This is a genomic window from Klebsiella sp. JN_Kp122 (assembly GCF_040062085.1).
Lineage (GTDB): Bacteria > Pseudomonadota > Gammaproteobacteria > Enterobacterales > Enterobacteriaceae > Klebsiella > Klebsiella aerogenes.
In genome coordinates, this window is the sequence record NZ_JBEAHW010000045.1 from 113,453 (window position 1) to 135,260 (window position 21,808).

The following is a 21,808-nucleotide window of genomic DNA, read 5'->3' on the forward strand; positions in this document are numbered from 1 at the left end:
CGGAAATGGCACTTTTCGTCAGGGTTGGGGATATGAAGGGGGTTAATCTACCGCAGAAAATCACAGGATAAGCAGGTCGTTCATAAAGGAACTCTAATGACGAAGGTCACGAAATTTAGTTCGCTCGCGGTTTTGGCTGTCGTGTTGTGCGGGATATATAAAACCGCGTCGATTGCCATGGCGGCTAGCGCCGATTACTCGCGCGCGGACTGGCTCACCTTCTATCTGATTGCACCGAGCGAAGTTAAACATGCCCCCCTCATCAATGACAGCACGCCGATTCACTTCAGGGCTGCTGATGGCGCCTCCCCCCAGATAGACGAGATTGAATACGCCAGGGATACGGACGAAAACATCTTGTCTGAATACCTACGCGCTTTAGGTTATCGCCAGGAAAAAGATCCGGTATTCGGCACCCGCTGGTCTTTGCAAGGCACCGATAAAAGCGCCTATATTGCTGCGACTGAAAATTCAATCAGGCTGACGTTTACGGATTGAAATACCTGAGACAACGGATAGCAGCTGGCGTTGTCGAACTCCCATCTTACTTTCGCAAACAAGCAACATACTTTTCCCCGCTGCGACGGACGATCTCCCCGGCGTTATTCAGAATCTCCCGCCCCTCGAACGCGCCGTAGATTTGGCTGAATTTCACGCCAGCAAGGCGATGAATGATATCAGTAACCGTTGATGACGGCAGCGGTAGCATATTGGGATAGCTCCACATGAAAGAAACGGCGTTTGCTCCGGGCGCCACCTGGACAATATCGCCGGATAATAGCAGGCCGTCGCCCTGCGCCCAGTGCAGGACGCAGCCACCAGCAAAATGCCCCCCCAGGCGAATCAGACTGGCATCGGCCGTCAGTTGCAGGCTATCGCCCTCCCAAAAGGTAATCCACGGGCTGTCGCGCATGACCCACTGGCGGTCATCCCCGTGCAGATAGATTGGCGCCTTGAACTCCGCCGCCCAATCCTGCATACAACTGTAGTAATGCGGATGCGAGATAGCGATGGCTTTCAGCCCACCCAGCGCGGAAACCAGCGTTTTTGTCGCCTCATCGAGGTTGGCGATGCAGTCCCATAGAATATTGCCCTGCGGCGTACGCAGCAGAAATGCCCGCTGATTAATGGCAAAGCCAGGAATAGTGCGAATGCTAAAAAGCGCGCTGTTATGCTGTTGCCACTTATTGCTGTGCGATGCGGTGAGCTTATTTAATGCAATCCACTGCTGGCCGCCCACCGGAATAAATTGCCGCTCGTCTTCGCATATCGGGCAATGTTGCGGAGGGTTTTCGCTAAATTTATATGAGGTACCACAAGCTTTGCATAGCGTAATCGTCATCTCTTTCTCTCTATTCCAGCATCCGATAACAAGCATGGCACAGCTTATTTTAGCGGTGTGGCAGATTGTGCAGAGCGCAAAAACCTACCTGCTTTGGTAGCGTTCTGTGTTTTTTATCGTTTGTCATAACGGGCATAATCAACCGGCACCAGTAGATGAACGATCGCCGGGAAAAAGGATGCGCAAATTTACAGCACTAATATTAATGGGGTTACTTACCGGCTGCTCGGTTAACGCGCCGCAAAGCGCGCAATACAATGCCGAGTACTCCCAGCGCCAGGATATACGCACGCAGAACGTATATCGATTTAAGATCAAACCGCTGCAACCCAGCGGCGGAAAATATTGGGGTGCGGATAATTTAACGCAGGTTTTTTACGTCAGTGATAAAAATGCCGCAGCCATTGAATTACGTTTCAATTTCCCCACCGCCACGCTGCAGGCTTCATCGTTAGACGAGCAAGGGAAAGTAGTAAGTACTCAAACGTTCGCCTTGTTAGCCGAATCCGCGACGCCGCCATCGGGTTCGGACACGAAGTATTTATATCTGACGAAAAGTGGCGAGTTACTTAGCAAATGGAAAAACTGTACTCCGGATATGAGCGTGGGTTGTAGTTGGGGGGGACATCAAATATTTATCACCCACAGCGCCGATCTGGCAGTGCAGTATGCAACCGGTGGCGCGGGTTTAGCTTTTCTGCTGATTCCATTTTACAATTCCGAAGCCCGGCTACAGATTTTCGCCAAAGCGCCAATCGGCGCAGCTGGCGACGAATAGAACGATTCAATTTTGTGATGCGATCGGTTAATTCTTAAAAACAGGGTTGGTTTAGGCAGCGTTTACTCATGTACAATTCGCGTCGTTTGTAAATGTTTACCGATGCAAAGTCGGATTATGGTTTACGGGAGCGAGTGTCGTACAGGATGATTGATATCAGTATTATGTCGATGTGCATGGTAGTGCTGCTGGTGATGAGCGTGTTGCTGGAGTAACCCTCCCCCTACTGTTTTTGTCAGCTTATGTAACCCCGGGATTAAACATAAAATTACCTCGCTGCTTCTCCAGCCGGGAAGCAGTCAGGCTGCGCCTTACCATCCTGCAAAACGGAGTTTACGCCCTTTGTCAGGAGGCAGCCGAAAAAATTTGCCAAAATGGGTTCGCCCGCGGGTATCCAGCGGGCTTTTTTTTGTTTACGAGCGTCTGTCGCGGGCATAAAAAAACCGCCGTGGTGAACGGCGGTTTACTGTTTCAGAGTGAATATGCGCTCGGCGTATTAACTCTTCACTTTACGGTAGATAAACAGCACAACGATTGCGCCAATCACCGCCACAACAAAGCTGCCGAAGTTAAAACCGTCAACCTTGCCAAAGCCGAATAACGTACTGATCCAGCCACCGACTACCGCACCGATAATACCGAGGATCACGGTGACAATAAACCCACCGCCGTCTTTGCCCGGCATAATCCACTTAGCCAAAATACCAGCGATCAGACCAAAAATGATCCAGGAAATGATACCCATGGTTAACTCCATCCTCTTTGTTACCGTGAAAGTATTTCGTAATTAAAATAGTAGCATAATTACAACGAATGATTTAACAAATATATATTTATTAGATGATTGCTTGCCGTTTCGCTAGCCCTGGTCTACAGATTATTCAGTGCTCGTTAATAACGAAAGGGGTGAAGAATGGGGTATTACGTACTGAAAAAGTCTGATAAGAGCGTCCCACAGCCGTGGTATTTTCTGCTGAAGGCGGACAACCATGAGACCATCGCCACCAGTGAGATGTACTCATCGAAAGATGCGGCCAAAAAGGGCATCGCCTCGGTACAGAAAAACGGTGTCAGCGAGGTCATTAAGGACGAAACGCAATAAACAAGAAGGGGATGCAAGTGCATCCCCTTAAATTATTCTGCCGACCGCTACACCACGGCGGTGGTCAGTCGTGATGAGCAGCACAAACGCCCCTGCTCATCGGAGATATCGATTTGCCACACCTGATGGCGCGACCCCACATGTAGCGCGGTACAAACCCCACGCACCCGCCCGCTGCGTACCGAACGAATATGGTTGGCATTCACTTCCAGGCCGACCACTTTCTGTTCCCCTTCGGTACACAGATAGCCCGCGACCGAACCCAGCGTTTCAGCAAGAACCACCGATGCGCCGCCGTGGAGCAGGCCAAATGGCTGATGTGTGCGGTGATCCACCGGCATCGTCGCTTCAATGGCGTTATCGCTGATGGCCACAAAGTGAATATCCAGCAGGCCAACCATGTTCCCCTCGCCCATCGCGTTAAGCTGCGCTAGCGAAGCCTGACGTTTCCAAATCATCCGATAATCTCCAGCAGAGCCTGCAGCGGGTGACGCACTCCGCTGCCTTCGATACGCTTCACCTGACTGCGGCAGGAATAACCGGTAGCCAGACAGCGGCTGCGCGGTAAACGCGCCATCGCCTGCTGCCAGGAAAGCGCGTAAATCGCCAGCGAGTTGGCATGGTTTTTCACTTCATGACCATAGGTACCGGCCATACCGCAGCAACCCGTACTGATGTACTCCATTTTCGCCCCAAAACGGGCAAATATTTCCGCCCACTGTTTGGGCGCGGCCGGTAGCGCCGTCACTTCCGTACAGTGGCCAAACAGATACCAGGGTTCGCCGCTATTGTCCTGGCCGGCCGATGGCGCTATCGCCTGGGTCAGCCACTCATGCGCCAGCATCACGCGAAAATCGCCGCGTTTCTCGCCCAGCGTCTGGTTATATTCATCGCGATAGCAGAGCACCAGCGCGGGGTCGACGCCAACCATCGGTATATCCAGCCGCGCTACGCGGTTGAGAAAATCAGCGGTTTTCTGCGCGGTACGCGCAAAGCGCGTCAGGAACCCCTTGATATGCTGCGCTTTACCGTTCGGCGAGAACGGCAACAGCACCGGCTGATAGCCAATTTTTTCAATCAGGCGGACAAAGTCAGCCACCACCTGCGCTTCGTAATAGCTGGTAAACGGATCCTGTACCACCAGCACCTTCTTCGCACGCTGTTCGACGCTCATCGCCTCCAGATCCTCAAGCGTGGTATTGGCGGAACGATGGCCTGCCAGCTGCTGCTTGAGCGACGGCACGGAGAGCAACGGTAGATCGACCATACCGATATGTTTTTCCGACAGCTTGCGCATCCACGGCTGATTGATAAAGAAGTTGAATGTTTTTGGCGCCTGGGCCATCAGCGGCGCGTAGGACTCGACCGTCGCAACCAGATGGTCGCGTACCGGACGCAGGTAGCGGCTGTGATAAAGCTGCAGGAAGCGGGAACGGAATTCCGGCACGTCAATCTTAATCGGACACTGGGTTGAACAGGCCTTACAGGCCAGACAGCCGGACATGGCCTCTTTCACTTCATGTGAGAAATCATATTCGCCTTTACGCGCATGCCAGCTGTTGCGGGTACGCTCGATCAGGGCGCGCAGGCTTACACCTTTCTCCGGGAGTTCTTGCTCCAGTTTGTTCGGGTCTATCCCGCGGTCGGCCAGCAGGCGTAACCATTCGCGCACCAGCGTCGCGCGGCCTTTCGGCGAATGGATGCGCTGATTGCTGACCTTCATTGACGGACACATCGGGCTTTTTACATCGAAGTTAAAGCACAGACCGTTGCCGTTACACTCCATCGCGCCGCGCCAGGCGCTACGCACGGCGATGGGAATTTGGCGATCGTAGGTGCCGCGTTTCACCGCATCGACTTTCATCATCGGCGCGTCAACGCCTTCGGGCGGGCAAATTTTCCCCGGATTCAATCGGTTATCCGGATCAAAAGCGGCTTTCACTTTACGCAGTTCGCTATATAACTCCTCGCCAAAGAAGGCCGGACTGTACTCGGCGCGGAAACCTTTACCGTGTTCGCCCCACAGCAGACCGCCATATTTGGCCGTCAACGCCACCACCTCGTCGGAGATCTGCTTCATCAGCACCTCCTGCTGCGGATCGCACATGTCCAACGCCGGACGAACGTGCAGCACGCCGGCGTCGACGTGTCCAAACATGCCGTAGCTCAGACCATGTCCGTCGAGTAAAGCACGAAACTCGGTGATGTAATCCGCCAGATGCTCCGGTGGCACGCAGGTATCTTCTGCAAAAGGAATCGGTTTAGCGGCGCCTTTAGCATTGCCCAGTAGACCTACCGCCTTTTTACGCATGGCATAGATGCGCTCGACACCATCGAGTTCATGACAGACCTGCCAGCCAATCACCCCGGCGGCGCCCTGCGCCATCAGCTCATCAAGACGCTGACACAGGGTGGTTACCTGGCCATCTATTAATTCAGCATCATCACCGGCAAACTCAACGATATTGAGCCCCAGCATCTCTTTTTCCGGCACATCGGCGATCAGTTCGCTCACCGAGTGCCAGACGATATCTTCGCGCGCCAGATTAAGGACCTTCGAATCGACGGTCTCCACCGACAGCGCCTTTGCTTCAACCATGAAGGGGGCGTTACGCAGCGCCGAATCAAAAGAGTCATATTTGACGTTGACCAACCGGCGTACCTTCGGCAGACGCGTAATATCGAGCCGCGCTTCGGTAATAAATGCCAACGTGCCTTCGGAGCCGGTCAGAATGCGCGTCAGGTCGAACTCGCTCATCTCATCATTGAACACGTGACGCAAATCGTAGCCGGTCAGGAAGCGGTTCAGTTTTGGGAATTTATCGATGATCAGCTGACGCTGCGCTTTGCAGCGCTGATAGACGGTACGGTAGATGCGGCCAATCGCTGACTGCTCGCGCCCCAGCGTTTCCGCCAGCGCGGCGGGAATGGGTAAGGTATCAAGGATATCGCCACCCATGAGCACCGAGCGCACCCCAAGCACATGATCGGAGGTTTTACCGTAGACCAATGACCCCTGTCCGGAGGCATCGGTATTGATCATACCGCCGAGCGTCGCGCGGTTACTGGTCGACAGTTCAGGGGCAAAGAAATAGCCGTAGGGCTTAAGAAACTGGTTAAGCTGGTCTTTGATTACCCCGGCTTCGACCCGCACCCATCCCTCTTCGGGGTTGATTTCGATAATACGGTTCATATAGCGCGACATATCGACGATAATCCCCGCGTTCAGCGCTTGACCATTGGTGCCGGTACCACCGCCGCGTGGGGTAAAAATCAGCGATTTAAAGCGTGGCTCCGCCGCCAGTCGCGCCAGTAAAGCGACGTCTGCGGTGGAACGGGGAAACAGAATGGCGTCCGGCAACAGCTGATAGACGCTGTTATCGGTCGCCATGGTGAGCCGGTCGGCATAGCTGGTGGCGGTATCGCCGGTGAAACCTTGTTGCTCCAGTACTTGCAAAAAATTCAGCACCAGCTGAACGACGCCCGGCGCTTGAGAAATCTGTGGGATCATGACGCTTGACCCTGCCTGAATATGTTGTGTTTAGAAGATGTAATAATGTGCAAATTAAACGTTTGCGTGGCGCACTCAACTTTTTATCACATTTTTTTCATATCCGCCCACGAGATTTACGGGCAAAATCAGGCGCGCGAAATTATTGATATTATTATCTGTACATGGAATTACGCTGCGTCAGCATTGAGACGCGACTGGAAAGGTAAATTTTCTCTATGATTAACCAACATCAGCCCCGGGACATACCGCAAATTCTGCTGTCGGTGCTGTTTTTGTCCCTGATAATTATTTCCTGCCTGTGGGTTGTGCAACCATTTATTCTCTCTTTTGCCTGGGCCGGTACCGTGGTCATCGCCACCTGGCCGGTGCTGCTGCGTCTGCAAAAGCTGCTGTTTGGCAAGCGCTCGCTGGCGGTGCTGGTGATGACGCTGCTGCTGTTTTTGCTGTTCGTTATTCCTATCGCCTTATTGGTGAATAGCCTGGTCGATAATAGCGCCCCGCTGATCAAAATCGTCAGCACCGGCCAGGTAACGCTGCCGGATTTCGCCTGGCTGAACTCGATTCCGCTGATCGGCGATAAACTCTATTCCGCCTGGCATAGCCTGCTGGAGATGGGCGGCGCGGCGATTATGGCTAAGGTTCGCCCTTATATTGGCGCCACCACCACCTGGTTTGTCGGCCAGGCGGCGCACATTGGTAAACTTCTGGTTTACTGCGGACTGATGCTGTTGTTCAGCGCCCTGCTTTACTGGCGCGGCGAGCGCGTCGCCTATGGTTTCCGCTACTTCGCAACCCGTCTGGCCTCGAAGCGTGGCGATGCCGCGGTGGTCCTCGCCGGACAGGCGGTACGCGCCGTAGCGCTGGGCGTGGTTGTCACCGCGCTGGCGCAGGCGGTGCTCGGCGGTATCGGGCTGGCGATAAGCGGCGTGCCTTATGCCGCGCTGTTGACCGTGGTGATGATTTTCACCTGTCTGGTACAGCTGGGGCCGCTTATCGTGCTGGTCCCCTCAATTATCTGGCTATACTGGACCGGCGATACGACCTGGGGCACGGTGCTGCTGGTGTGGAGCTGCGTGGTGGGTACGATGGATAACGTGATTCGCCCGGTATTGATTCGCATGGGCGCCGACCTGCCGATGATTCTGATCCTCTCCGGCGTTATCGGCGGCCTGATCGCCTTCGGGATGATTGGCCTGTTTATCGGTCCGGTGCTGCTGGCCGTCTCCTGGCGTCTTTACGACGCCTGGGTGCAGGAAGTGCCGCCACCGCCGCTGGACCCGGATCTGGTTCTGGCGGAGCTCGCCGAGCTTAATGCCAGCCATAACAAAAGCGAAAAGTAACCGAAAGGCGGGGAAACCCGCCTTAAACTTAAGCTAAATTTATCAATCCCCCGCCACTTCCGGCATATTCATGTTCCAGCTCGATATTTACCTCTCATATTCTTCACACTGATTTAACTATTGAGAAGAATCCGATCGACGCCAACAGCCCTGATGCCTACTATTAGCCCACGGTTATAGATCAAGATATTGATTTATAAGCATGGAAATCCCCTGAGTGAAACAACGAATTGCTGTGTGTAGTCTTTGCCCATCTCCCACGATGGGCTTTTTTTTACGTCAAAACCAACCATCGCGAAACGTTGCTGAAGGCAAAAAAAATCCCCGGCATCTCTGCCAGGGATTGGGCTATCCGCGTTGAACTTATTTATTCAGTTCAGCCAGACCTAACCAGGTTTGCACCACGGTATCCGGGTTCAGGGACAGGCTATCGATCCCCTCTTCCATCAGCCAGGCGGCAAAGTCTTCGTGGTCGGACGGACCCTGGCCGCAGATGCCCACGTATTTGCCCTGTTTTTTCGCCGCGCGGATGGCCATCGACAGCAGCGCTTTCACCGCGTCGTTGCGTTCATCAAACAGCTCAGACACGACGCCGGAGTCGCGATCGAGGCCCAGCGCCAGCTGCGTCATGTCGTTCGAGCCAATCGAGAAGCCATCGAAGTACTCGAGGAACTGCTCCGCCAGCAGCGCGTTCGACGGGATTTCACACATCATGATGATCTTCAACCCGTTCTCGCCGCGCTTCAGTCCCTGACGTTCCAGCTCTTCGACCACTGCTTTCGCCTGCGCCACGGTACGTACGAATGGCACCATCACTTCCACGTTGGTCAGGCCCATGTCGTTACGCACGCGTTTCATGGCTTCACACTCCAGCGCGAAGCAATCGCGGAAGCTTTCTGAAACGTAGCGTCCGGCGCCGCGGAATCCGAGCATCGGGTTCTCTTCTTCCGGCTCGTAACGCTCGCCGCCCACCAGGTTGGCGTACTCGTTAGATTTGAAGTCGGACAAACGCACGATCACCCGTTTCGGGTAGAAGGCGGCGCCAAGGGTAGCGATCCCTTCGGTCAGGCGGCCAACGTAAAACTCTCTCGGTGAGTCGTAGCCTTTCATCAGCTCGCGGATTTCGTTCTGCAGGCCCGGCTCCTGGTCGTCAAACTCCAGCAGCGCGCGCGGGTGAACGCCAATCATGCGGTTGATGATGAATTCCAGACGCGCCAGGCCCACGCCTTCATTCGGCAGGCAGGCGAAGTCAAAGGCGCGATCCGGGTTGCCGACGTTCATCATCACTTTCAGCGGCAGATTCGGCATCTCGCCAACGCTTGAGCTCTTCACGCTGAAGTCCAGTAGCTCCGCGTAGACATAGCCGGTGTCGCCTTCAGCGCAGGAAACGGTGACGTTCTGGTTTTCCTGGATGCGATCGGTCGCATCGCCGCAGCCGACCACCGCCGGGATGCCCAGCTCACGGGCGATAATCGCCGCGTGGCAGGTACGCCCGCCGCGGTTGGTGACGATTGCCGAGGCTTTCTTCATGATCGGTTCCCAATCCGGGTCGGTCATGTCGGTGACCAGCACGTCGCCAGGCTCAATGCGGTTCATCTCACTGATATCGTGAATAACCTTGACCGGGCCGGCGCCGATACGGTGGCCGATAGCTCGACCTTCGGCAATGATCTGCCCCTGGGCATGCAGCGTATAACGCTCCATCACCTGACCGCGCGAACGAACCGTTTCCGGGCGCGCCTGGACGATAAACAGCTTACCGGTATGGCCATCTTTCGCCCACTCGATATCCATCGGGCGACCGTAGTGCTTCTCGATCTGCACCGCCTGCTTCGCCAGCTCTTCCACTTCCTCGTTGGTTAACGAGAAAACATCGCGCTGCGCCTGCGGCACATCTTCGATGCGCACCTGCTTGCCGTGTTCCTGAGTCGGCGCATAAACCATACGGATTTTTTTCGACCCCATGGTACGGCGCACGATAGCCGGACGATTAGCCGCCAGGGTCGGTTTATGGACGTAAAATTCGTCCGGGTTCACCGCGCCCTGCACCACCATCTCGCCTAGCCCCCACGCCGAGGTGATAAACACCACCTGGTCGAAACCGGACTCGGTATCGATGGAGAACATCACACCGGAGGAGGCCAGGTCGGAGCGCACCATCCTCTGCACCCCGGCGGATAGCGCCACGCCGCGGTGATCGTAACCCTGATGCACGCGATAGGAGATCGCGCGATCGTTAAACAGTGAAGCGAATACGTGCTTCACGGCAACGAGCACGGCGTCAAAGCCCTGCACGTTGAGGAATGTCTCTTGCTGACCGGCGAAGGAAGCATCCGGCATATCTTCCGCCGTCGCGGAAGAGCGCACGGCAAACGAGGCCTCGGCGTCATCGGCGGACAGCAGGTCATAAGCTTCGCGAATCGCGTTTTCCAGTTCGCTCTGGAAGGGGGTGTCGATGATCCACTGACGGATCTGCGCGCCCGCTTTCGCTAATGCGGAAACGTCGTCAATGTCGGTTTCATCCAGCAGTGCATAAATGCGCTGGTTAACACCGCTTTGGTCCAGGAACTGATCGAAAGCATCAGCGGTGGTGGCGAACCCGTTTGGTACGGAGACACCCATACCGGACAGGTTAGTAATCATTTCACCAAGGGAGGCATTTTTGCCCCCAACTCTGTCTACATCATTCATGCCGAGTTGGTTATACCAAAGCACCAGCGGTGACGAGCCATTGTTGGACATCGAGACAATCCTTTTGTGATTTAATACAAATTATAGAAAACACACGATCGACTACGGTATTCATCCTGACATATTTATGCCGCTGAAAAAAACGGTGAATCGTTCAAGCAAATTAATTTTCTGTTTTTCGGATTGTTTTCCAGAATTGTCTAACTCTATGATTAAAATGAAATCTATTGATATTTGATACAAATAATGGGCAAAATCAGAAACTGGACCTGCCATTTCATTAAAAACAAAAATAGCGTTTCATTTTTTTAAGTGAGACAAAGGTTAAAGCTCTGTGCTTAAATTTACTCTGCTTTTAGATAATTATACCGGATGGTCAAAATGGACAGTGCTGTAGATCGCCACGTATTTTATATTTCTGACGGTACCGCTATTACGGCGGAAGTTTTAGGCCATGCGGTAATGTCGCAATTCCCGGTGGCTATCAGTAGCGTAACCCTGCCGTTCGTCGAAAACGTCAGTCGCGCCCGGGCGGTTAAAGAGCAAATCGATGCCATTTTTCAACAAACCGGCATCCGGCCGCTGGTCTTCTATTCCATCGTTATCCCCGAAATTCGCGACATTATTTTGCAAAGCGAGGGGTTTTGTCAGGATATCGTGCAGGCGCTGGTAGCCCCGCTGCAACAAGAGTTACATCTGGATCCCACGCCGGTGGCTCACCGCACCCACGGCCTGAATCCCGGTAACCTGATTAAATACGATGCGCGTATCGCCGCCATCGATTACACGCTTGCCCACGATGATGGCATCTCGCTGCGCAATCTCGATCAGGCGCAGGTGATCCTGCTCGGCGTTTCGCGCTGCGGCAAAACGCCGACCAGCCTGTATCTGGCCATGCAATACGGTATTCGCGCCGCTAACTACCCTTTTATCGCCGACGATATGGATAATCTGGTTCTCCCGGCCTCGTTAAAGCCGCTGCAGCACAAGATGTTCGGCCTGACGATTAACCCGGAGCGACTGGCGGCAATCCGCGAAGAGCGCCGGGAAAATAGCCGCTACGCCTCGTTGCGCCAGTGCCGCATGGAAGTGACCGAAGTCGAAGCGTTGTACCGCAAAAATAAGATCCCCTGCCTCAACAGTACCAACTATTCGGTAGAGGAAATTGCCACCAAAATCATGGATATCATGGGGCTGAATCGCAGGATGTACTAATACACTAGTACATAATTGAAAATTTGTTTATGCTATCGCTCGTGGCCTATACAGGATCATGCCCTGCTCTTGCAATAAGCAGGGATTGGTTTATCGTGATGCGCATCACTTCCCGGCATTTTCGCCGCGGAAGAAACAGATTTTTGAGACCCCAATGAATAAAACAGACGAATTGCGTACCGCGCGCATTGAAAGCCTGGTAACGCCCGCGGAACTGGCGCAGCGCCATCCCGTGTCGGCCGAGGTTGCCGCCCACGTCTCCACCTCCCGTCGGCGGATTGAAAAAATCCTCAACGGCGAAGACCGCCGCCTGCTGGTAATTATCGGCCCCTGCTCCATTCACGACCCTGAAGCGGCGCTGGAATATGCGCGCCGCCTGCAGGGCATGCGCGAACGTTACCAGCCGCAGCTGGAAATTGTCATGCGCACCTATTTCGAAAAACCGCGCACTGTCGTGGGCTGGAAAGGTCTTATTTCCGACCCCGATCTCAACGGCAGCTACCGGGTCAATCACGGTATCGAACTGGCGCGTCGTCTGCTGCTGCAGATCAACGAGCTGGGTATCCCAACCGCCACCGAATTCCTGGATATGGTGACCGGGCAGTTTATCGCCGATCTGATTAGCTGGGGCGCCATCGGCGCGCGCACCACCGAAAGCCAAATCCACCGCGAGATGGCCTCGGCGCTCTCCTGCCCGGTTGGTTTTAAAAACGGAACCGACGGCAACACCCGTATCGCGGTCGACGCGATACGCGCCTCGCGCGCCAGCCATATGTTCCTGTCACCGGATAAACAGGGCCAGATGACCATCTACCAGACCAGCGGTAACCCGTACGGCCATATCATTATGCGCGGCGGTAAACGGCCAAATTATCATGCTGCGGATATCGCCGCCGCCGGCGAAGCGCTACGCGAATTCGATCTCCCTGAGCAACTGGTCGTCGACTTTAGCCACGGCAACTGTCAGAAGCAGCATCGCCGTCAACTGGAAGTGTGCGCCAATATCTGCCAGCAGATCCGCGAGGGCTCCACCGCCATTGCCGGGATCATGGCGGAGAGCTTCCTCGCCGAAGGGACGCAAAAAGTGATCCCCGGTCAGCCGCTGATCTGGGGCCAGTCGATTACCGACCCGTGCCTGAGCTGGGAAGATAGCGAAAAAATGCTCGCTGAACTGGCTGCAGCCACCGCTACACGGTTGTAATCCCTCCCCCCGCCGCGCTCGCGGCGGGATTTCACAGCTAGCCGTTCATCCTCTGCGCAATAACTACCTGAAATGGTAAGCAACAACAAAAAAGGCTTGCCGTGAAAATTAACATTACTGATAATGATTATCATTGTTGCTTTTATTTTTATTTTGGTGCTATGACGCGTATGGATAACACTGCCACAGCTGAGAAAACGAAAGACAATGCTCCCTATCCCCTTGCCAGCGATCGCCAAATCAGCAGCCGGACGCTGTTGGGTGCGGAAGGTCGCGTGGTGATCGAACATGACGGCCAGCGCTATCTGTTGCGCCAGACCCACGCCGGTAAGCTAATTTTGACCAAATAAAACCCCGCGCGATGGCGAGGCTTTACGGTTAGCTGGAGCAGCTCACTTCCAGATGTTTACCCCAGTCAGGCGGGCGGCTGGCATAATCATCTGTACGATCGGCAAACGGCTGCGCAAGGGCTTCATGCAGACGTTCCAACTCGCCCATGTCGCCATCTTCGGCTTTTTCTATCGCCCGCTGCGCCAGCCAGTTGCGTAGCACCACCGCCGGGTTGACGCCCTGCATCCGCAACTGGCGTTCGCTATCGTCGATCTGTTCATCGCGCAGCCGCGCCCGGTAGTCGGCAAACCAGCTATCAAACGCCGCGCGGTCGATAAATTCATCGCGCAGCGGCGATGCCGCGCTGTGCTGCTCGCTTTGGCTCAGCATCCGGAAGGTACGGGTGTAGTCACTCCCTTCACGCTCCATCAGGCTGAACAGTCCATCAAGCAGTGTGTTATCGCCGGTTTGCTGAGTATAGAAGCCGAGTTTGTCGCGCATGCGGCGGCCGTAGGCGGTCAATAAGGCATGCTGATAGTCATCCAGCGCCGCGTTCAGCGCGTCGGCGCTGATAAACGGCGAGAGCGACTGGGCCAGACGCTGCAGGTTCCACAACCCTACCGCCGGTTGGTTATCAAAGCTATAACGCCCCTGATAATCAGAGTGGTTGCAGATAAACCCGGGCTGGAAATCATCGAGGAAGCCATACGGACCATAATCCATGGTAAGGCCAAGAATCGACATATTGTCGGTATTCATCACCCCGTGGGCAAAGCCAACAGTCTGCCAGCTGGCGATCATTTCCGCGGTACGCGTGACAACGTCACGGAACCAAAGAATATACTTATCCGCCTCCTGCTGCAGCTGCGGCCAGTGGTGTTCAATCACATAATCTGCCAGCTGCTGCACTTTTTCCGCTTCGCGACGATAGTAAAAATGTTCGAAATGACCGAAGCGGACGTGGCTTTCGGCGATGCGCATCAGCATGGTGCCGCGTTCTTCGCGTTCGCGGTAAACCGGCGTGTCGCTGGTCACCATCGCCAGCGCGCGGGTGGTTGGGATCCCCAGCGCATGCATTGCTTCGCTGGCAAGGCTTTCGCGGATAGTCGAGCGCAGTACCGCCCGGCCATCGCCCATTCTCGAATAGGGCGTCAGACCGGCGCCTTTAAGATGCCAGTCAAAACGTTGACCATCCGGCAACTGCTGCTCGCCAAGCAAAATGCCGCGCCCGTCGCCAAGCTGACCGGCCCAGGCGCCAAATTGATGGCCGCTATAGACCTGCGCCAGCGGCGACATCCCTGGCAGCACCGCTTCGCCTCCCCAGACGCCCGCCCCATGTTGCGGATTAAATAACGTCTCCGGGACGCCCAGCGTTTGCGCCAGAGCGGTGTTGCGCCAGATGAGACGCGCGTTATCCAGCGGCGTGGGCGCCAGTGAAGTGTAAAAACCCGGCAGCCGATCGCGCCAGTGAGTAGTAAAAGACAGGGTCATGGTTCCTCCTGCCGCCAGTGTAGTGCCTTCAACAGGGGATTAACACGGGCGAACTGCAGGGTTATGGCAATTAAAAAAGGGAGCTCTCGCTCCCTTTTCTCGCCAGATGCGGGTTAAATGCGCCTCGCCTGCCAGAATTTCTTATTCCAGTAGACGTTGTCCAGCGACGAGCGGGTTACGCCCTGACTGGTGGAGGCGTGAATAAATTGATTGTCGGTATCATAGATACCGACGTGCAGGCCGCTTTCGCCGGAGCCGGTTTTGAAAAACACCAGGTCGCCGGGCAACAGATCGCTTTTATCAATACGGGTGCCGATTTCCGCCTGCTCGCGAGTTTCCCGCGGCAGCTGCATGGCGAATTTGTCACGGAACGTGCGTACCACAAAGCCCGAGCAGTCGACGCCGCGTGGCGTCATGCCGCCATAGCGGTACGGCGCGCCGCGCCAGTTGCGCAATTGCTCATTGAGATTGGCTACCACGGTAATGGAATCAGCCAGCCGTGGATTCGGCGGCGGCGCGCGGTGGCTGCTACAGCCTGCCAGCACCATCGCCGCAATAAGAATGAACCACACACGCATCTCAGACGATTCCTCTGTTCCCTGTCCTGTTATTGCAATAATTTAGCCTGTTTAGCGGCTTACAGGCAAGATCCTTACCCGCTACTGTGACGCCACGAGCATAAGATGACCCGCGACTTCCACCCGCTGGAAAGCGATATGATAAGCGGCGGTCAAATTCTCTTCACTTAACACCTCATACGTTTCCCCGCAGGCAATCATCTGCCCCTCACAAATGAGCCACGCCCTCTGCGCATGACGTAATGTATGGTTGAGATCGTGGCTGCTCATCACGATAGCGATCCCCAGCGCGCACAGCGACGCCAGCACGTTATCCAGCGCCGCCTGCTGCGCCACATCAAGGCTGTTCATTGGTTCATCCAATAACAACAGTTGCCCGGCTGGATTCGCGCGCCGGTGAATCTGCAGGATCACCGCCGCCAGACGCACCCGCTGCCACTCGCCGCCGGAGATCTGGTTGACCTGGCGCCCCAGCTTATCGCTTAAGCCCAGTTGCCCGGCAATCTCGTTGAGCAAATCCTGCGGGGCGCTATCCTGCATATGTAACGACAGATAGTGCCACACCGGCATCGCGAAGGGCGGGAGCTGCTGCTGGCTCAGATAGGCGCGATGGCGGGCAAGCTCCGCTGCGGGCCACTGAGCCAGCGCCCGCTGGTTAAGCGTAATCAAACCGGGACCGCTGGTCAGCCCGGCCATGCGCGCCAGCAGGGTACTTTTGCCGGCGCCATTCGGCCCCACCAGATGGACTATCTCTCCGGGCCGCACGTCAGCGGTAAACGGCGACAGCCGCCCCGCTTCCGCTACATCCTGTAGCTGCATCAAAAACGGCATTATTGCGCCAGCGCTCCTTTTACCGCAGCCAGCAGTTGCGGATCGTCCGGCGTCATATCCGGCGAGAAACGCTGAATGACCTGGCCATCGCGGCCAACGAGGAATTTTTCAAAGTTCCACAGGATGTCATCAACGTACAACGGCGCTCGGCCTTTACTGGCCATCCGCTCATAAAACCCGCTCCCTTCCGGCGCGACGGCCTTCGGGGCAGCGGCAATCAATTTTTGATACAGCGGCGCGCGATGTTCGCCGTTGACGTCAATTTTACTGAATAGCGGGAAGGTGACGCCGTAGGTCATGCTGCAGAACGTTTTAATCTCTTCTTCGCTGCCCGGCTCCTGGCCGAGAAACTGGTTACAAGGGAAGCCAAGGACGCTAAATCCCTGCGGGGCAAACTCTTCTTGCAGCGCTTCCAGTTGCTCATACTGCGGCGTGAGGCCGCATTTTGAGGCCACGTTGACGATCAGCAGCACCTTTCCGGCGTACGCTGCCAGGGTGGTTTTCTCGCCATCGATGGTCGTCACTTCGGTATTAAGAATGTCGTGTTGCATAGCCTTCCCTCAGTCAATAATGCAGGTTAAAGAGATCCCTATCTACTGTAGCGGATTCAACGCGCTTGATTCTACTTTGATTCGCGGGCAAATGTCGCTTGATGTGACAGCGCTGCGCTTGCCGACGGCAACATGAATTCCTCTCAATATCCGCAGCGGACAAATCAGTGTACAGTGTGAAAAGTATGTAATAGTGTTTCGTTACTTGTTAATTTAAGAGAGTTTTTAGAGATGAAGAAGTTGTTAAGCTCGGTGTTAATAGCCACATCGGTGGCGCTGTTATCCGCCTGCTCTCCGGACGATAACAATAAGGTTAAAGTCGCGATCAATACCGGCCCGGATGAAGCTATCTGGAAAGTCGTAGAGCAGGTAGCAAAAGATAAATATAACCTCGACGTTGAGGTTATCTCTTTCAATGATTACGTCCTGCCGAATGAAGCGTTAAATAATAAGGATGTCGACGCTAACGCTTTCCAGACGCTGCCCTATCTCGAAGCGCAGTCGAAAGAGCGCGGCTATAAATTCGCCATCGTCGGTAAAACATTCGTCTTCCCGATTGCCGCCTATTCGCGCAAAATCAAAAATATCAGTGAACTGCCTGACGGCGCGACCGTCTCTATCTCTAACGAAACCACCACGCTTGGTCGCAGCCTGCTGCTGTTACAGGCGCAAGGATTAATCAAGTTGAAAGACGGCGTAGGCTATCTGCCCACTACGCTGGATATCATTGATAACCCGAAACACCTGAAGATTGTTGAAGTCGATACTCCGCAGCTGACCCGTACGCTCGACGATCCGAACGTTACGCTTGCCATCATCAACACTAATTTCTCGGCGCAGGTCGGTTTATCCGCCGCCCGCGATGGCCTGTTTATGGAAGGCCCGGATTCACCTTATGTCAATGCGATTGTGGCGCGCGAAGATAATAAAGACAGCAAGAAAATTCAGGAGCTGAAAGAGGCCTTCCAGACCAGGGAAGTCGCCGATAAAGCGCAGGAAGTCTATAAAGGCGATGCCATCAAAGGCTGGTAAGCGTCCCCCGACGCCGTCCATGCTGACGGCGTCTCCCTACCCCCGTCGCCCTGAACGCAGCAGCAACCAGATGAACACCGGCGCCCCCAGCGTCGCCGTCACCACGCCGATCGGTAATTCCGCCGCCGATAACGCCAACCGGGCGATGATATCGGCGCCGAGCAGCGCGCTGGCGCCCGCTAACAGGCAGGCGGGAAGCAGCACCCGATGATCGCTCAGGCCGCACAGGCGCAAAATATGCGGGATCACCAGACCAATAAAGCCAATCGCCCCCGCCAGCGCCACGCTGACGCCGACCAGCCAGCCGGTGGCCACCACCAGTAATTTCCGCCATAGCCACAGCGGCAGGCCGAGCTGACGCGCCGAGACTTCGCCCAACGCCAATAAATTCAGCGGCTGCGACTGCCAGCATACCCACAGCAGAACCGGTAGCAGCGCCAGCATCAGCCACAGTTGCTGCCAGTCGACACCGCCAAAACCGCCCATCATCCAGTACATCAGCTGGCGCAGGTCAAAAGAGGTTGAGAAATAGACCGCCCAGGTCATCAACGCGCTACAAATAATACCGAGCGCGACGCCCGCCAGCAGCAGACGGCTGGTGGACAGGTGACGCCGGGCGAAACGGAGCAGAATAAAGGTAATCAGCAGCGCGCCGGCAATGGCGCACAGCCCCAGCGCCCACATGGGTAACACGCCGTGTCCTAACAGCACGGCGGCAATCAGCCCAACGCCCGCGCCGTTAGAGACGCCCAACAGTCCCGGTTCCGCCAGCGGGTTTTCAAACAGCGCCTGCATGATCGCGCCGGAAAGCGCCAGCGCCGCCCCCACTAACAGCACCGCCAGCGTGCGGGGCAGACGGATTTGCCAGATAAACAGCTCGCCTTTGGCGCTAAACCACTCCTGCGGCGGGATCCATTGGTCGCCGGCGCACAGGCTAATAGTCAATGTGACGAGCAGGATCAGCGTTAAGGCGGTTAGCCAACGACGGTTATGGCGCTGTTGAATATCGGCAAAGGTCTGCATAAGTCCCGGAGGCAAATGAGCGAGGTGATTGATTTTACGGTGACGATGGCGGGGAGAAAAGGAAAAACTCAGAGTCATCACCACGCTGGCGCCAGCGCTCCTCGTGACGCCAGCGTGGGAATGGAATTTACACCAATACCTGGAACAGTAACGCGAAGAGAATGATATTCGCCACCACAATCGCCCAGCCGTTATACAGCATGTATTTCAGGTGGGTAGACTGCGCCAGCCCCATTTGACCAAACATATCCGAAGAGGGGAATGGGCCAAACCAGTCGACCTGCGAAGAGGCCAGTAACACCGCGGTAGTCCCCTGCGGCGGCACGCCGGCGGCCATTAGCATCGGGCCGAAAATTTTGTGGGTGAAGGTCATCTGCGCCACCGCCGCCCCCGGTACGTGGCCAATAATATTGAAAGCGAAGATGCAAAAGCACAGCCAGGCAGGCGAAATACCTTCCAGCAGTGGCTGGGTATAGTCGAGCAGCCCCTGATAGGCATGAAGGCCATCCATCAGCTCCAGGATCGGGTTATACAGCCAGTAGAGGATAAACATCCACACCAGACGGCCACAACCGTGGTACAGCGCCTGCAGGATCTGCGTCGGACGCAGGCCGCCCACCAGCCCGGTAATCAAGGCCACCAGCAGCATCACGATAATCGCAAAGCTGAATCCGGCTTTGATCACCACGCCAATGACCGCCATCACGATAATCGTTGCCGCGAAGGCCAACGCGCTGAGCTTACGCCGACGCAGCTGCGCGGCGCTCAGTGCTTCTGTTGGCTTCTCCGTGAGATCGACTTCATAGCGCAGTTTTCCTTCGGTCATCTTCTGGATCCGCCCCGCCATCACCCAGCCGGCCAGCAACGTCACCGCACTCATCGGCAGCCCCACGTACAGCAGATAATCCGGATAGCTTAATCCGCCGAGGCTCAGGATAGTCACGGTGCTGGGGGTAAACGGCCCGGTAAACAATCCCACGGATCCGGCGGTCATCATCAGCGCGGCCACCGTCGGCGGAGTCAGGCGTACCGCTGCCGCCACCGGGATGATCACCGCGACAATAATCGCGTTACCACCAGCCATCGTCCCCAGCGAGCCGCAGATTAAAATCGAGGACACCACAATGCCAAACTTCACTCGGGTCTGGCTGGACAGGCCGATGCGGTGAACCACAAATTTCACTAACTCAACCGCGGCGCCGGTACGGGTGGCGACTTCGCCCACCCCGGCGCCGAGCATAATAATCAGCCCGACGGTGGCGATAAATGAACCGGTGGATTTCGCCAACATGGTGCCCATTTCCGGCAACCCGGTGGAGGTCATAATCATGGCGATAATAATTGAAGAAATCACCGCCAACACAATATCGACGCCGACTAGCGACAGCACCGCTAACGCCACTAATGGCGTAAAGCCCAACAGGCCGAGTTCATTACTCGGGCGGCCATGGCACCACCACGCGGTCAACACAAACAGCACCAATAACAGGCCAATAATAACGTTTTTTCTTGTGATATTTCGTCTGGCGAGCGTATTGCCAGCGAGCGTTGAGTCACTCATATAACTCCTTAAAGCCATTAGAACCGACCGCGATTGCAGGTTGGCGTATTCGGGCCTGCTCAGAAAATATCCCCCCTCGTTATCATTATTGGCTTCATGGCCTGAGGGTTTGTAGGGTACAAAGGGAATGGTTCTGAGAACGTAAAAGACCGCCTGAAGACGGTACCAGCAGCACAATATGTAACCGGAGCGCTGATTGGCGATTAAATTTATGTTAATTTAGTGTTAGTAGAAAATGACTTTTTATCGGCAAGCTATAACCCTGAGTTAACTGTTCATGAAACTGCGCCATCTGGAAATCTTCTACGCCGTGATGACTTGCGGCTCTCTTTCACGTGCGGCGGAATCGCTGAATATCTCCCAGCCGGCCGCCAGTAAAGCGTTAAAAAACGCCGAGCTTAAGCTCGGTTTTAAGCTGTTTCAGCGGGTACGGGGCAAGCTGCTGCCAAGTAGCGAAGCGCTCACACTTTTTGAAAAAGCGCAGAGCATTTATCAGGATCTCGATAACCTGCGCCTGCTGGCCGATAATCTGGCCCGCGACCCGCGCGCCAAGATCACCTTAGGCTGTTTACCAAGCCTTGGATTAAGCCTGGTGCCGGAGCTGGTGACCGATTTTTATCAACAAAACAGTAATCTGGTGATGACCTTAACCACCGAGCATACTGAGACGCTGGTCAAGAAATTGGATCTGCGCGAAATAGATTTAGCGCTGACGCTGCAGCCGGTCCAGCAGGGGGAGATCATCACCACCCTGATTGCCGAAGTGCCGCTGGTCTATATCGACCGCGACTACCGACAAGGCGCGGTGGACATCAAAGAGATCGATCAGCAGCGCTGGATCTCGCCGGGGCCGCATTCGCTCTCTGCCGCCATCGCCACCCGCCGTGATTTTTCCACTACCCGGCTTAATGTACAGACCTACTACATGGCCACCGAGTTCGTGAAGCGCGGTATCGGCTGCAGCATCACCGATATCTTCTCGGCGCGACATAATCTGTCGCCGGAGATGATTCACCCGATTACGCCGCCAATGAAAATCAACCTTTGCCTGCTGCGTCGCGCCGATGTTTCGCTCAGCCCAATCACACAGAAATTTGTCGATTTTCTGTGTAAACAGCTGCGTCAACAGCTCAAAGAAATTAACCTGCAGTTATACCCTGACCATAAAAAGTCAATTGCGCCGCTGGGGTAAATGCTTTGACATAACCGCAAGATATTTATCAGCGGT

21 protein-coding genes and 1 other RNA gene are annotated in these 21,808 nt (G+C 55.1%); 11 read left to right on the forward strand and 11 right to left on the reverse strand.

Features of this window, described 5'->3' with window-relative positions:
- Positions 1-96: 96 nt before the first annotated feature.
- A complete protein-coding gene (locus tag ABLU78_RS19750) occupies positions 97-498 on the forward strand; it encodes a hypothetical protein (protein WP_032707813.1) in 402 nt (133 codons plus the stop codon).
- A 46-nt stretch (positions 499-544) separates the two neighbouring features.
- On the opposite strand, the gene ABLU78_RS19755 is transcribed toward ABLU78_RS19750, so the two are convergent.
- Complete coding sequence (locus ABLU78_RS19755) at positions 545-1,342, reverse strand: MBL fold metallo-hydrolase (protein WP_047045971.1); 798 nt, start codon at positions 1,340-1,342, stop codon at positions 545-547.
- A gap of 178 nt (positions 1,343-1,520) precedes the next feature.
- Here ABLU78_RS19755 and ABLU78_RS19760 point away from each other — a divergent pair, with 178 nt between their 5' ends.
- Positions 1,521-2,120: a hypothetical protein gene (locus ABLU78_RS19760; protein WP_046884213.1), complete on the forward strand. Its 600-nt coding sequence runs from the start codon at positions 1,521-1,523 to the stop codon at positions 2,118-2,120.
- A 496-nt stretch (positions 2,121-2,616) separates the two neighbouring features.
- On the opposite strand, the gene ABLU78_RS19765 is transcribed toward ABLU78_RS19760, so the two are convergent.
- Positions 2,617-2,865, reverse strand: a complete 249-nt coding sequence (locus ABLU78_RS19765; protein WP_015367020.1) for a GlsB/YeaQ/YmgE family stress response membrane protein — start codon at positions 2,863-2,865, stop codon at positions 2,617-2,619.
- 168 nt (positions 2,866-3,033) lie between these two features.
- Here ABLU78_RS19765 and ABLU78_RS19770 point away from each other — a divergent pair, with 168 nt between their 5' ends.
- Complete coding sequence (locus ABLU78_RS19770; protein WP_015705124.1) at positions 3,034-3,222, forward strand: YegP family protein; 189 nt, start codon at positions 3,034-3,036, stop codon at positions 3,220-3,222.
- A gap of 47 nt (positions 3,223-3,269) precedes the next feature.
- Here the strand turns inward: ABLU78_RS19770 and menI are convergent, their stop codons facing one another.
- Together menI and ABLU78_RS19780 are read right to left on the reverse strand one after the other, a co-directional pair.
- Entirely contained in the window at positions 3,270-3,680 is a 411-nt protein-coding gene (menI, locus tag ABLU78_RS19775; RefSeq protein WP_015367022.1) for a 1,4-dihydroxy-2-naphthoyl-CoA hydrolase, read from the reverse strand.
- The gene (locus ABLU78_RS19780) at positions 3,677-6,733 is read right to left on the reverse strand and encodes an FAD-binding and (Fe-S)-binding domain-containing protein (RefSeq protein WP_015367023.1); all 3,057 of its coding nucleotides are present in this window, start codon (positions 6,731-6,733) and stop codon (positions 3,677-3,679) included. Before ABLU78_RS19780 ends, menI begins: the two co-directional genes overlap by 4 nt.
- A 218-nt stretch (positions 6,734-6,951) precedes the next feature.
- Between ABLU78_RS19780 and ydiK the strand changes: the two genes are divergently transcribed.
- Positions 6,952-8,076 carry an AI-2E family transporter YdiK gene (gene ydiK / locus ABLU78_RS19785; RefSeq protein ID WP_015367025.1) on the forward strand — a complete coding sequence of 375 codons (1,125 nt, stop codon included), beginning with the start codon at positions 6,952-6,954 and terminating at the stop codon, positions 8,074-8,076.
- 170 nt (positions 8,077-8,246) lie between these two features.
- Positions 8,247-8,354: antisense sRNA RprA (gene rprA / locus ABLU78_RS19790), an RNA gene on the forward strand.
- Positions 8,355-8,439: 85 nt separating this feature from the next.
- On the opposite strand, the gene ppsA is transcribed toward rprA, so the two are convergent.
- Positions 8,440-10,818, reverse strand: a complete 2,379-nt coding sequence (gene ppsA, locus ABLU78_RS19795; protein WP_015367026.1) for a phosphoenolpyruvate synthase — start codon at positions 10,816-10,818, stop codon at positions 8,440-8,442.
- Positions 10,819-10,894: 76 nt separating this feature from the next.
- On the opposite strand from ppsA, the gene ABLU78_RS19800 reads away from it, so the two are divergent.
- The 4 genes from ABLU78_RS19800 to hemP all read left to right on the forward strand — a co-directional run bounded on the left by ABLU78_RS19800 (position 10,895) and on the right by hemP (position 13,533).
- On the forward strand, positions 10,895-11,005 hold the full coding sequence (locus ABLU78_RS19800) for a hypothetical protein (RefSeq protein ID WP_072201375.1): 111 nt from the start codon (positions 10,895-10,897) through the stop codon (positions 11,003-11,005).
- A 143-nt stretch (positions 11,006-11,148) separates the two neighbouring features.
- Positions 11,149-11,982 carry a pyruvate, water dikinase regulatory protein gene (locus ABLU78_RS19805; protein ID WP_015367027.1) on the forward strand — a complete coding sequence of 278 codons (834 nt, stop codon included), beginning with the start codon at positions 11,149-11,151 and terminating at the stop codon, positions 11,980-11,982.
- Positions 11,983-12,136: 154 nt separating this feature from the next.
- A complete protein-coding gene (locus ABLU78_RS19810) occupies positions 12,137-13,183 on the forward strand; it encodes a 3-deoxy-7-phosphoheptulonate synthase (RefSeq protein ID WP_048229279.1) in 1,047 nt (348 codons plus the stop codon).
- A gap of 170 nt (positions 13,184-13,353) precedes the next feature.
- Positions 13,354-13,533: a hemin uptake protein HemP gene (gene hemP / locus ABLU78_RS19815; protein ID WP_026612342.1), complete on the forward strand. Its 180-nt coding sequence runs from the start codon at positions 13,354-13,356 to the stop codon at positions 13,531-13,533.
- A gap of 28 nt (positions 13,534-13,561) precedes the next feature.
- Here the strand turns inward: hemP and selO are convergent, their stop codons facing one another.
- From selO to ABLU78_RS19835, 4 genes are all read right to left on the reverse strand, one after another.
- Positions 13,562-15,004 (reverse strand): protein adenylyltransferase SelO, encoded by a 1,443-nt coding sequence (selO, locus tag ABLU78_RS19820; protein ID WP_048228672.1) that lies wholly within the window; start codon positions 15,002-15,004, stop codon positions 13,562-13,564.
- Between the two features lie 113 nt (positions 15,005-15,117).
- Positions 15,118-15,582: an NlpC/P60 family protein gene (locus ABLU78_RS19825; RefSeq protein ID WP_015367031.1), complete on the reverse strand. Its 465-nt coding sequence runs from the start codon at positions 15,580-15,582 to the stop codon at positions 15,118-15,120.
- Between the two features lie 81 nt (positions 15,583-15,663).
- Complete coding sequence (gene btuD, locus ABLU78_RS19830; RefSeq protein WP_048228671.1) at positions 15,664-16,413, reverse strand: vitamin B12 ABC transporter ATP-binding protein BtuD; 750 nt, start codon at positions 16,411-16,413, stop codon at positions 15,664-15,666.
- The gene (locus tag ABLU78_RS19835; RefSeq protein ID WP_015367033.1) at positions 16,413-16,964 is read right to left on the reverse strand and encodes a glutathione peroxidase; all 552 of its coding nucleotides are present in this window, start codon (positions 16,962-16,964) and stop codon (positions 16,413-16,415) included. Before ABLU78_RS19835 ends, btuD begins: the two co-directional genes overlap by 1 nt.
- Before the next feature lie 231 nt (positions 16,965-17,195).
- Between ABLU78_RS19835 and ABLU78_RS19840 the strand changes: the two genes are divergently transcribed.
- Positions 17,196-17,996, forward strand: coding sequence for a MetQ/NlpA family lipoprotein (locus ABLU78_RS19840; protein WP_015367035.1), 801 nt, complete (start codon positions 17,196-17,198; stop codon positions 17,994-17,996).
- Between the two features lie 36 nt (positions 17,997-18,032).
- On the opposite strand, the gene btuC is transcribed toward ABLU78_RS19840, so the two are convergent.
- Complete coding sequence (gene btuC, locus ABLU78_RS19845; RefSeq protein ID WP_015367036.1) at positions 18,033-19,019, reverse strand: vitamin B12 ABC transporter permease BtuC; 987 nt, start codon at positions 19,017-19,019, stop codon at positions 18,033-18,035.
- A 127-nt stretch (positions 19,020-19,146) separates the two neighbouring features.
- On the reverse strand, positions 19,147-20,580 hold the full coding sequence (locus ABLU78_RS19850) for a hypothetical protein (protein WP_015367038.1): 1,434 nt from the start codon (positions 20,578-20,580) through the stop codon (positions 19,147-19,149).
- A gap of 277 nt (positions 20,581-20,857) precedes the next feature.
- On the opposite strand from ABLU78_RS19850, the gene ABLU78_RS19855 reads away from it, so the two are divergent.
- Positions 20,858-21,772 carry a LysR family transcriptional regulator gene (locus tag ABLU78_RS19855; RefSeq protein ID WP_015705115.1) on the forward strand — a complete coding sequence of 305 codons (915 nt, stop codon included), beginning with the start codon at positions 20,858-20,860 and terminating at the stop codon, positions 21,770-21,772.
- Positions 21,773-21,808 lie beyond the last annotated feature (36 nt).